We start from the raw sequence: 11,452 nt of genomic DNA, 5'->3' as shown, positions 1-11,452 counted from the left end.
TATTTCAATGTGAATAGTTTACAATGCCGCAGGAAAATATTACAATAATATAATCCTATATACGACAAGGCATTGAGAGCTCAAGCTTCAAACTACTACTTAAAAAAGGTGATGAATGATGAGCCCATCCAAACGTAGAATGATCTTAAATCTTTTTTTGAACAATGCGGGTTCTCATCGAGGAGCCTGGCGCCATACCAGTACAAGGCTGGAAGAAGTACATGACATTAAACATTTTCAACAGATTGCCATTAGGGCAGAGGCTGCACGAATTGATTCGCTGTTCATCGCGGATGGACTGTCTATTGAAGCAAAGGCTGTCCAGCATGGTCCCATCCTGGGGTTCGAGCCGTTGACATTGTTATCCTCCATTGCTACAGTAACGGAGAAAATAGGCTTGATTGCCACCGTTTCTACAAGCTTTAACGAGCCTTACAATCTTGCGAGAATATTCGCTTCACTCGATCATATCAGTGGGGGCCGAGCCGGCTGGAATATGGTGACCACGGGCGTGGAGCGCACAGCCTTTAACTTTGGACTGCAGCAGTTGCCCAGTCATAAAGAACGTTATGAAAGAGCTCATGAATTCGCAGAGGTCGTACTGAAATTGTGGGACAGCTGGGAGGAAGACGCCCTGGTTCAGGATAAAGCCTCGGGGATCTACGCCGATGTCGACAAGGTTCATGATATTCATCATGAAGGGACATATTTCAAGGTTCGTGGTGTACTGAATATTATGCGCCCTCCACAAGGTAGACCCCTGCTCGTCCAGGCAGGCGCATCAGAAGAAGGCAAACAGTTTGCCGCCCAATATGCCGAGCTTATTTTTACCGTTCAAAATTCATTGGAGGATGCCAAGCTGTTCTATCAGGATATCCGAGCAAGGACAGCGGCGGCGGGACGTTCTCCGGACAGTATTAAAATATTGCCAGGACTGCTCGTCATTGTCGGTGCAACAGATGCGGAAGCCCAGGAAAAAGCGAACGAGCTTCAACAAATTGCCCCTATTGAACGAGCAGTGATGTCTATATCGAACTTACTCGGAATCGACTTCTCGGTTTATTCACTTGATGATCCGTTCCCCGAGCTTCCTGAGCCGAGTCAGGTTAATGCCTATCAAACCTTTCACCAGATGGTTAGAAAGATCATCGTCAAAGAAAAGCTGACGATACGTGAACTGCTGAACAAGTATTGGGTAGGTGCCGGTCAGCTCCAGGCTGTGGGTACACCTGAGCATATCGCGGATTTGATGGAAACTTGGTTCGTAGAAGAGGCGGCCGATGGATTCAGTGTGATGCCACAGCTCACCTTCGGGGGGACGGATGATTTTCTGGAGTTGGTGGTTCCCGAGTTGCAGCGCAGAGGCTTGTTTCCTACAGCTTATGACAAGCAAACCTTACGGGAAAACCTCGGTCTCGGTTGATTCTCACACTGTATCCACTTCATCCCATACATCATTTCATCATTTAACAAGGAGGATTTATTATGACTGCCCACAACGAATCGGATTATCCTAATGGACATTTGCTTGTAGATGTTCCTTGGGTCGAAGCAAATCTCGGCTCCCCGGAGGTCGTGCTGCTAGATGCCCGGGCCAAAGGCTATGAAGCTGGACACATCCCCGGCGCGATCCATATTGATGCCAAACTCTTAAAGAACCCTTCTCAATATAAGTTCGCTTCGGAAGATACAGTCAAAGAGCTGCTGGAGCAATCAGGCGTCAGCAATGGAACAACGGTTGTTGTCTATGATGATGGGAGCGGTGTTCTAGCGACAAGAGTCTTTTATGTACTGGAATATTTTGGTCTGCGGGATCAGATTAAACTGCTGAATGGCGGGTATATCGCCTGGACTGCAGCTGGCAAAGAGGTATCGGAGAAGGAGCCACCGCTTGTGACAAAAGGCTCGCTCACGTTAACCGCCGATAAGCAACGTGTCACTTCACGAAATAACATTCAGGATGGATTAAACAACAGTCTTCTGCTTGATGTTCGATCACGGGAGGAATACACCGGTGCCGATCAGCGGTCCAATCTTAAAAGCGGTCATATTCGGGGAGCAATTCATAAGGAATGGAAAGATGCACTCGCTGTGGCAGATGAGCAGGATGTTGTACGCTTCAAGGATTACAAAACGTTACAGCAGGATTTTGCAGCTGTAGGCCTTAAACCGGAGCTAACGATTGTCCCTTACTGCCAGTCCAATCAGCGAGGTGCACATGCGTACTTCGTCTTGCGATTACTCGGTTATTCCGATGTACGCCCCTATGAAGGCTCCTGGGATGAGTGGGGAAATGCAGCGCATACGGAGGTTGTGACCTGATACTGCCATGCTCTGCTCATAGCTTCCTTGAGCTCGGGAGCTTCTTCATAGTCCCGAGCTGATCGCTGCGTGCTTCTTAATGAACCCGTTGGATGAGATTCTGTTAATAGGGGGACCTTCTCCCCCACGCTATATCTTTACTTCTCGGCTGGATTCAGCATCGTTGTAAAATTCAAGGCGTCCTGAAGAAATCCTTTGACGAAAAGCAGCTGTTCAGGTGTATAAACGGATAGAAACCGAACGATCGAAGCTTCAATGTCGTTATGGATTCGCTCATGAAGCTTATGCAGCCTCTGCCCTTCTGCGGTCAGCAGAAAGTAAACTTCCTTTTTATTATCGTTCAGCTGTGTTCGTCGAATCAGCTTCATTTTGTGCAGCTTGACCCCAATCTTCGATATACTGGCTTTGGAAACACCTATTTTATCGACGATAGAGGTTACATTTATCGGTTCATACGACCCAATACAGGCAATGACGTGGATATCAGTCAGATTGAGATTGTTTACATTCATTTTACTATCTACAATTTCCAATAATATCTGATCCTTGATCCGAGCCATGCTTTGCTCGTGCTGCGAAAAGATCCTCACGCCCAGCTCAAAAATCGCATGCTTCGTAGACTCATTCATATCCATGGGTGGTAACGACTCCTTACATCCAGATCTCAAGCTTCATTATAGCTCAGGTTCCGTTGATTGTGAAACCACCCCACGGCAAAATTAATTTGTTTCGAATGAAACAATTATGACTACATGATCGTTAATTTCTTATCCGCTGGCGTTCGTGTCCCAGGCTTGGGTGTTTTGTCGAAATAGCCCATATGGAGAATACCTACAACTCTTTCTCCGGATTTTACACCCATGCCTTCATAAAAAATGGGCGAATATATAAATTCCATCGATGACCATATCATGCCTAGTCCCTGCTCCCAGCCCAACAGCTGTATATTTTGCATCAAGCAGCATACCGCAGCAAAATCCTCCTCCTGCTTGTGAGCATGACTATCCAACTTCATAACCACGATCAGGTTGGCAGGGATCTGAACGATTTTACGTTTCATCACCTGCTTTAATTTCTCAGGTAAAAGCTTCAATCGTTTCAGATGACTCCCTGCTTCAAACATCAAATCGGCCATTTTTTCTTTGGCTTCCGGTTTCTCAACATAAATAAATCGCCACGGCTCCCGTAATCCATGATTGGGCGCCCATATAGCATCATTTAAAATTCCCAGTATCACATCGGTTGGAACTATGCGGTCATTAAAACGACGAATGCTCCTTCTACCCCGAATCGTTGCCGAAATACTCAATATGAACTCATTCCTCTCGGACACTTTTTTTGTTTCATATGAAACAATATAAATATAAACGGGTAAACCAAAATCGTCAATAGCAATTTGTTAATCATAGTCTGGGAAAGTGGAATTTGTTGGAGTCCAGGGAAACTTGAAATTACTCAAGCGATACACTACAATACATAGTGTGAAGTTGATTCCAGGCATTGAAGGGCAGTAGGATTGGCACACATATATAATTGAGGAGGACTAAGCATCATGAACGCAAGGCTGGAAATGAATATGGATATGCACGCGAATATGCAGCATGGGACTGGTGGTACGAGTACTTTGCTTTTGTATATTGGATTGATCGTTTTGGCATTATCCATTATTGGTTATGTATATGCTTCACAATTGAAAAAGGAAAATGCGAGTGGCTTGAAAAAGGCCGAGAAGGTCGCCTTGAAAAAGAAAAATAAAACCACTCTCGTCATCTCGCATTCTTTGCTTGGCGCTGCTATTGTAGTTGTGGGAATTTACGCGATTCTTAATGCAGCCAGTAAAACGAATATTGATAATCTGAATTATAACGCTGCCATCCAGGTAACCGACGATAAAGATTACGGTAGAGGGCATTCCGAAGCCCCTGTGACCTATGAGATGAAAATCCCTACATCAGGTACGCACAGTCCACACGATTTGAAATATGGTTTTTACAAAGAAAAACCAACTAACGAGATGTTGGTCCACAATTTGGAGCATGGCGATATTATTATTTATTACCATAAGGACGCATCGCCTGAGTTGATCGCCAAAATCACGGCGCTGACTAAATATAAAAAAGCAGGCTCCGGCGTTCTGGCCGTGCCTTACGGTGACATACAATCGGACAAGGAAGTTGTTGTGACCGCCTGGACCAAAACGATGGAGCTGGCAAGTTTTGATGAAGCCAAGATAGGCACGTTTATTTACAAATATATCAATAAAGGTCCAGAAGAAATTCCTGTTGAAATTCGCCAAAACGGCGGTACCATGTAAAGGACCCTCCTGGGCACCTAATATAGACCAATAAGCACGCCGTACCTACAGCGCCTGCATGTTCAGTTAGTATGAATATGCAGGCGCTTTTGGCGTAAGAACCGGAGAATCCGCTACACCTTAAAGCGATGAACGGCTTCGTTAAGCTGATTCATTCGATTTTGCAATTCGACTGCCTTATCGTATACGTTTGTAAATATAGCTGCCTGTGATTCCACATTTGCCAGCATTTCCTCTAAGCTTGCAGCTGTCTCCTGAGTGCTTGCGGAGGAAAGCTCGATAAATTGCAGCAGATCGTTTTTCCGTGCGCTTAAACCATCCATTTCTGCCGCCATCTGCTCTGTAAGCGAATGAACTTGAGTCATCGATTCGCGAATAGCATCGAAAGCCTCTGATGAAGACTGCACCTGTTCCTCCTGAGCACCGACAATTTGAAGCGATTGTCCTACGGCATAAGAGGTCCGATCGGCAGAATCGATTACATTACCGATCAGGGTCTGGATCTCAGCGGATTTACCCGCCTGATCGGACAGCTTACGCACCTCCTTAGCGACCACCATAAAACCTCGTCCATGCTCACCAGCGCGTGAAGCTTCAATACCTGCGTTCAGGGCAAGCAGATTCGTCTGCTGGGAAATACCATGAATGGATGTAGCCATCTCCCCTACTGCATCAATATCTTGCATCAGCTTGCTCATGCTCGACTCCATATCCTTGGCTGTAGTAACATTATCGCGGATCGAATCCAACAAATGCCCAAGCGATACCATCCCTTTTTCTTGACGGTCCTTAATGCGGGTGTTATATGCGTATAGCTCCAGCGTTCTTGCTTTGGAGCTGTCAATCCGACCGGCAAGCTCCTGTACGCCATTCATGCCCTCCTCAACCGACTCAGCCTGTCTGGAGGCAGCCGTTGCGATCTCATGCACAGCGATATTAATTTCTGCAGCGATCATTTTGGCGCTCCCCGTCTCCTCAAGAATCTGATCAGAGTCCTTCTGGCTGAGGCTGGAAGCTTGATTAACATCCTGAATGATGAGATGAATTTTTCCGATAAAGCGATTGGCAGCACTGGATAAGCGTCCAATCTCGTCCTTGGTTCGAACAGGAAGACGCTTGGTAAGGTCACCGTCTCCATCTGCAATGGAAGTCATAGCTTCCTCCAGCAGCTTCAATCGCTTGGTCTGCCGATCTACGATCAAGAATAGAAGCGCGGATGCTAACACAATGCCAATCAGGGTGGAGATGATCGTCGTATACAAATTTTGAACAAGAACCTGCTTGGAAAGCGCCAGAACCAATGTATGTCCATCCGATAGCGAAGCAAGGTAATAGTTGGCTGACTGTCCTCCATAATGATGTGAAGTCGAAGCTGTACCTGTGGCTGCTTGACTAATCATTGGAATCAATTGCGCATCCAGGTTCGTCATGTTGTTATCCGTAGCAAACAGCAGCTTGCCCGTCATATCCGTAACACCTGCAAAAAGCACATCGTCACCGAGGCTCTTCTTAAGCTCAGCCAATACAGGTGCCGCACCAATTCGGCCTTCAAGCTCTATGAGCTTGGCACCATCCCGCCCCACCTGAACAATCCGTGGCGTACTCCATCCACTCACGCCAATATATTTGTACACCTTGGGATCAATCGTTCGCGGCTGGGCCGCCTGTGCGACAAAGCTTTTTTTTCCGTTAGTCAAATCCATGAATTCATAGGCCTGACTCTTCGGATCTGCTCCAAAGTTGAAATCTACATTCGGACCGTTGTTCGTTAGCAGCACCTGCCCCTTGTCATTCGTTATCCAGATCTCATCAATACCTGAGCGTTTGGCCAGCTCACCGATCTGAGCGAAGGAAGGCATTCCCTTATCGATTACATAAGAGGCCAGCACGGCTTGTCCCTTCATTTCCGTCTCCATCACGTCTTCCGCCGCTTTTCGTGCAATTAAAGCATTTTCAATACCGATTTTTGCTGTTATCAGGGTAGTGACCCCTTTTTGCTGAAGACTCGATTCCGTGGAGCGGTAAGTGACCCAAGCTGTACCTGCTGACACCAAAGCCAAGATAACCATCATGGGAATTATAATTTTGTACTTGATGGATGACAAATTCAATCGTGCAGGTAAGTGAGGCGTGGCGCCTGGTTGACGACGATCCCTCATCAAGTTACAATTGTCCCCATAATCATTGAGTACTTTTAAATATGAAACAAGGTGGTCAGCAAATGGAACACTATTCTACTCTGATTGGCGTCGTACTGGAAAAAATGGATCAAACCTACAAGGATCTCAAATTTAATTACATTGGCCTGGAAGGCGTTCTTAAATCACACTCACAGGAAGAAATCATGAACACCCCGGAGCTGATCACAATTACGATGCTAAAGGATATGTATGGGGCGCTTGTTCGGGAAATTGAGACCCAATTGCCCGGGATTAAGGATTGATGAGCCTCTCTTGGCTAGCCTATTCTATTTCTTTGCTATCACCCCACATTGTATCTGCATTCATGAATAAGTCCGCAGCCGAATCCCCATAGCTGCGGACTTATTTGCGTTGTAAAATAACTCGTTGGAACCTCTACATCTGTTATATTTTCCCAACAATTTCGAGAATTTTATCATGTAGTATAAGGATTCAACTGAAAAGGAATGCTATAGGAGATATTTCCAATCGTGATTGGAGGCTTCCAAACATGCTGGAGAAAATATGCATAGTCGTATTGTTGTTTGCCCTACTGATCCTTGGAGATTGGCATAATTACAAGCGATTGGACCGTAAATCAACAATCCTTTATGTCTTATGCTTGCTTTCTTCCATTTACCTGTCCTTGCTTTTTTCAACATTAGTGTCTGGACCCGGTTTTGAAGATGTTCTGAATACTCTCTATGGGGGACCTGCCAAGAAAATCGTCAACTATCTGGATGTAAGTCGCTAAAGAAAAGGTGATGGTATATGAGAGAGAAGCTGCCCCTATCTTCAATATCACCGACACAGCTTGCAACACTGTTGTTTGTCGTTACGGTCGGTTCCGCAATCGTTTATATTCCAAATCCGCTCACAGTAGCAGCAGGCAATGATGCGTGGATATCCTTATTACTTGCTTATGGGTTAGGAATTGTTGTTCTAACCTGCGTCCTGTACTTATATAACAAGCATGACGGAATCAGTCTCATCGGCTACAGCCGACGATTAATTGGTAATGCGATGACAGTTGTTATTGCGCTTCCACTGATCGGCATGCTGTTCTTTGCTATTGGGGCCATTGATACTGGAATCGGTAATTTTTTGACCACTGTTATGATGGACAAGACACCGCCTTATGTGTTCAATTCGATCAGTTTGATCATAGCCTCTTTAACAGCACGTGCTGGCATCCAAGTCACTGCGAGGATGTTTGTTCTCTTGGTTGCGCTGTTAGTCATCTTTTCGTTCGCTGTTCTTATCATCGCTATTCCCTTGTATGATCCTGAACGGCTGCTACCTTTGTTGGATAACGGGTTTAAACCGGTACTTCATGGTTTTTTCATAGCAGGCGGATTTCCCTTTGGTGAAGTGGCTCTGTTTTCCATGATCCTTCCATTCGTCAATCGCAAGGATGCTCCAGCAGCAATTGCCAAGCTTTACACCGCATTTACTTATACCGCTGTCGTGTTGATCCTGTCTACCTTGTGCACAACGATGGCTTTTGGAGCTGCAGCTGCAACTTACAATTACTCCCTGTACCGCCTGGCGAGTGAAATTCAGGTTCCTGAAATTTTTCAGCGTAGTGAAGCAGTGATTGCCATCGCCTTGATTCTGGGCTCTTATATGAAAGCAACCGTACTACTGATCGTCTTGAATCAAATCATCGTTCAGCTATTTCGTCTGCCGAATGAACAGGCTCTGATCTACCCGATCACTCTGATTTGTATTCTGCTGTCACTGACCCTGTTTAATAATCCAGCAGATTTTGAACAGCAGGTTTATGTGATTTGGCCTTTTACGGTAGTAGCGGTTGGATGCAGTCTCATATTTCTATTTACATTCATAACCTGGTTAAAGAATATGACCAAATAACGAGGATGGGAGTCTTGGATGTGACCATAACAAAACCACCTCTGCAGCAAATCTGTAGCCGATTGGCCGATAATCAAGCACGTATGGAGCACGAACTATCCAATTGTCAGGACATCCATTTCGAAGCATGGACCTATGGAGCTGATCAGCAGCACGAAGCGCTGACCGTATATTGCAGCTCGCTTGTGAATATGAATAAAAATCATTTCATCATGCACACGCTCCTGGAAATGATCCATCATCAAACCGGGATTTCCGCACCCATTACTCCGAAGCTGATCAGCGATTATTTGGGTAATCACGGCGGCTCTACACAACCGTTCTGTCTTATTACTACCTTGGATGCAGTTTATGATTATATACTGGAAGGATATATAGTTATCTTTTTGGATGAATGGGATCAAGCCATTGGCTACCCAACAGATGGTCCTGCTACAAGGTTGGTAACCGAGCCTGTTAATGAACCTGTCGTCCATGGCCCCCGTGAAGGCACCGTCGAGAATATGGAAACGAATCTGGGGATGCTTCGGCAGCGAATCAAAAATCCTCAGTTTAAAATCGAGTTTTTCACAGCCAGCAGTGAAATGAAAACCAAAATCGCTTTTGGGTATTTGAAGCACGTTGTCAACCCCGAGGTACTGACAGAGTTTCGTAACCGGATTAAGGGGATCGAACAATACGAGGTGCTCGAGACCTCATATATTGAGGATTGGATTGAGGATTCGCACTATTCCCCCTTCCCTCAGGTTCGTTATACGGAAAGGACCGATTCGGCTGCGGCTGCCTTACTGGATGGCAAAATCATCGTGATGGTTGAGAACTCCCCTATGATCCTGATTTGTCCCGCTTTGTTCGTTGAATTTCTTGGAACCGGGGAGGATTACTATGTCAGGACGGTGTTCGCGTCATTTATCCGTTTACTTCGCTTGATCGCTTTTACGGTAGCACTTACCTTGCCGAGCATCTATATTGCTCTGTCTACCTTTCATCCCGAGCTCATTCCCACCGTACTTCTACTAGCCATCCTGGACACTCGAGAAGGCATACCTTTTGCTGCTTTTGTGGAGGCCTTAATTATGGAGTTCTTGTTCGAGCTGCTTCGTGAAGCTGGAATCCGTCTCCCGCGACCTGTTGGATCGGCAGTCAGTATTGTGGGTGCTCTCGTCATCGGACAAGCTGCGATCATGGCTAAGATTGCTTCACCCATCATGGTTATTGTCGTTGCCCTGACCGGGATTGCGTCCTTTGCAATTCCTCATTACGATATTGCCATTGCCATCCGAGTATTACGTTTCCCGTTCATGATCGCTGCTGCCCTTTTGGGAGGCTTTGGCTTTATGGCTATAGCTTTGCTAACCCTTCTGCACTTAACTTGCCTACAGGCCTTGGGTCAGCCCTATCTGTCTTCATTTGCACCACTTAAAATCCGGGATTTGCGGGATGTGTTCATTCGCGTCCCACTCCAATACTTTTTGCGTTCTCCCCGAAACCGACGAATTCATCGGCGTGGACATCGTGATCGCATTTCCTGAAGGAGAGGGTTCTACTGAGATCGCTTTTCATAGCCCTATGGCTATCCATATGTGCATTCACTTTGTCTGCTTGCTGGAATCAGCTTGAGCTCACCGACTGGGGTTTCGTCCAAGCGGCAGCAATTGACCAAACAGAAGGTGGTCAAATCCGCTTAACTTCGCAAATCTACAAGCCGGGCGGTTCCAGTACTCCAAGTATGGAAACTACTAGAGGAGCAAGCTTTGTCGATATCATCAGTGAAAATCCAACTGTCTTTGGAGCTTCACGCGATGCAACCAACGATCTGGGAAGAAAGCTGCAATGGAGTCATATGCGGGTACTGCTCATAAGCGAGGAGATCGCTGCACATCGCAATATTGGTGAACTGCTCGACTTCTTCACACGATCCCATGAGCCCCGTGGAACAACGGCTATCATGATTACACATGGACCAGCAAGCTCTTATTTATCGATGAAACCGTTAATTGAAAGTACCATAGGGCAGCAGCTAAAATCGATAGAACAGCTCGCTCATGATCAATCCGGCAAAACCATGGAGGTCACCCTTACTGACCTCAGCATAGTAGCCAATGGACCTTCCTCAACAACCGTGATTCCCTACGTTAACAAGACTAAAGATACACAGGAGGTCGCAACGGTCACAGGTATGGCTATTATTAATTTCCCTAAGGGGACAATGAGCGGCTTCATTTCCAGTGATAAAACCCCCTTTTTACTCATGCTGATGAATAATTACAAAGGCGGGTTTCTTAACCTTCCATGTAAAAAGAGCAAGGACGATGACTTCTTAAGCAACGATTCTTTTCAAATCAGCAAGCTGCACACACAGATTAAACCCAGTTTACGGGATCAGGAATTATTTCTTAACATCATTCTCGATGTTGAAGGAAACGTGGGTGAGCTCAGCTGCTCCCAGACCTTGAATGAAACGGATATCAATCGCTTTACGACACGTGTTGAGCAATTGCTTAACAAACAGCTTAATGACATGATGATCCTTCTGCAGAAAGAGAAAGCCGATATTATCGGTATTGGAACCTTGCTTCATCGCTGGCATCGCGATCTCTGGAAGAAGTTGGAGCCTGACTGGCAGCAGCATTTTGCCGATAGTACATTTTCCATCGAAACTCATGTACATCTATTGAATTCAGGAGTAAATGCCGGAAAGCCCTTCTCAACAAATCAAAAATAACAATGAAGGTATTGAATTAGCCAAGATGTCACAGGG

The 11,452-nt window shown here is 45.8% G+C and carries 11 protein-coding genes; 8 read left to right on the top strand and 3 right to left on the bottom strand.

What is annotated here, in order from left to right; translation table 11 throughout:
- Positions 1 to 118 precede the first annotated feature (118 nt).
- Together BK127_RS11810 and BK127_RS11805 are read left to right on the top strand one after the other, a co-directional pair.
- On the top strand, positions 119 to 1,423 hold the full coding sequence (locus BK127_RS11810; RefSeq protein ID WP_076230242.1) for an LLM class flavin-dependent oxidoreductase: 1,305 nt from the start codon (positions 119 to 121) through the stop codon (positions 1,421 to 1,423).
- 62 nt (positions 1,424 to 1,485) lie between these two features.
- Positions 1,486 to 2,322 (top strand): sulfurtransferase, encoded by an 837-nt coding sequence (locus BK127_RS11805; RefSeq protein WP_076230241.1) that lies wholly within the window; start codon positions 1,486 to 1,488, stop codon positions 2,320 to 2,322.
- Positions 2,323 to 2,459: 137 nt separating this feature from the next.
- Here the strand turns inward: BK127_RS11805 and BK127_RS11800 are convergent, their stop codons facing one another.
- Positions 2,460 to 2,957 carry a MarR family transcriptional regulator gene (locus BK127_RS11800; RefSeq protein ID WP_076230240.1) on the bottom strand — a complete coding sequence of 166 codons (498 nt, stop codon included), beginning with the start codon at positions 2,955 to 2,957 and terminating at the stop codon, positions 2,460 to 2,462.
- Between the two features lie 113 nt (positions 2,958 to 3,070).
- On the bottom strand, positions 3,071 to 3,631 hold the full coding sequence (locus tag BK127_RS11795; protein ID WP_076230239.1) for a nitroreductase family protein: 561 nt from the start codon (positions 3,629 to 3,631) through the stop codon (positions 3,071 to 3,073).
- A gap of 243 nt (positions 3,632 to 3,874) precedes the next feature.
- Between BK127_RS11795 and BK127_RS11790 the strand changes: the two genes are divergently transcribed.
- Positions 3,875 to 4,636, top strand: a complete 762-nt coding sequence (locus BK127_RS11790) for a thioredoxin-like domain-containing protein (protein WP_076230238.1) — start codon at positions 3,875 to 3,877, stop codon at positions 4,634 to 4,636.
- A 113-nt stretch (positions 4,637 to 4,749) separates the two neighbouring features.
- On the opposite strand, the gene BK127_RS11785 is transcribed toward BK127_RS11790, so the two are convergent.
- The gene (locus BK127_RS11785; RefSeq protein WP_179097448.1) at positions 4,750 to 6,708 is read right to left on the bottom strand and encodes a methyl-accepting chemotaxis protein; all 1,959 of its coding nucleotides are present in this window, start codon (positions 6,706 to 6,708) and stop codon (positions 4,750 to 4,752) included.
- 149 nt (positions 6,709 to 6,857) lie between these two features.
- Here BK127_RS11785 and BK127_RS11780 point away from each other — a divergent pair, with 149 nt between their 5' ends.
- The 5 genes from BK127_RS11780 (at position 6,858) to BK127_RS11760 (ending at position 11,416) form a co-directional block, all read left to right on the top strand.
- Positions 6,858 to 7,079: a hypothetical protein gene (locus BK127_RS11780; protein WP_076230236.1), complete on the top strand. Its 222-nt coding sequence runs from the start codon at positions 6,858 to 6,860 to the stop codon at positions 7,077 to 7,079.
- Positions 7,080 to 7,327: 248 nt separating this feature from the next.
- Entirely contained in the window at positions 7,328 to 7,570 is a 243-nt protein-coding gene (locus tag BK127_RS11775) for a hypothetical protein (RefSeq protein WP_076230235.1), read from the top strand.
- Between the two features lie 17 nt (positions 7,571 to 7,587).
- Entirely contained in the window at positions 7,588 to 8,691 is a 1,104-nt protein-coding gene (locus tag BK127_RS11770; protein WP_076230234.1) for a GerAB/ArcD/ProY family transporter, read from the top strand.
- Between the two features lie 20 nt (positions 8,692 to 8,711).
- Positions 8,712 to 10,223 carry a spore germination protein gene (locus BK127_RS11765; protein ID WP_256711265.1) on the top strand — a complete coding sequence of 504 codons (1,512 nt, stop codon included), beginning with the start codon at positions 8,712 to 8,714 and terminating at the stop codon, positions 10,221 to 10,223.
- A complete protein-coding gene (locus BK127_RS11760) occupies positions 10,220 to 11,416 on the top strand; it encodes a Ger(x)C family spore germination protein (protein WP_083689238.1) in 1,197 nt (398 codons plus the stop codon). The genes BK127_RS11765 and BK127_RS11760 overlap by 4 nt, the downstream gene beginning before the upstream one ends.
- Positions 11,417 to 11,452 lie beyond the last annotated feature (36 nt).

The sequence above is a fragment of the Paenibacillus sp. FSL H7-0331 genome (assembly GCF_001956045.1).
The sequence above is the reverse complement of the archived record's forward strand: the minus strand, read 5'-3'. Positions and strand labels throughout refer to the sequence as shown.

Bases quoted from the DNA above. Each gene is read 5' to 3' on its own strand.
- BK127_RS11810 (WP_076230242.1), top strand. From the start codon at position 119: ATGAGCCCATCCAAACGTAGAATGATCTTAAATCTTTTTTTGAACAAT.
- BK127_RS11805 (WP_076230241.1), top strand. From the start codon at position 1,486: ATGACTGCCCACAACGAATCGGATTATCCTAATGGACATTTGCTTGTA.
- BK127_RS11800 (WP_076230240.1), bottom strand. From the start codon at position 2,957: ATGGATATGAATGAGTCTACGAAGCATGCGATTTTTGAGCTGGGCGTG.
- BK127_RS11790 (WP_076230238.1), top strand. From the start codon at position 3,875: ATGAACGCAAGGCTGGAAATGAATATGGATATGCACGCGAATATGCAG.
- BK127_RS11785 (WP_179097448.1), bottom strand. From the start codon at position 6,708: ATGATGGTTATCTTGGCTTTGGTGTCAGCAGGTACAGCTTGGGTCACT.
- BK127_RS11780 (WP_076230236.1), top strand. From the start codon at position 6,858: ATGGAACACTATTCTACTCTGATTGGCGTCGTACTGGAAAAAATGGAT.
- BK127_RS11775 (WP_076230235.1), top strand. From the start codon at position 7,328: ATGCTGGAGAAAATATGCATAGTCGTATTGTTGTTTGCCCTACTGATC.
- BK127_RS11770 (WP_076230234.1), top strand. From the start codon at position 7,588: ATGAGAGAGAAGCTGCCCCTATCTTCAATATCACCGACACAGCTTGCA.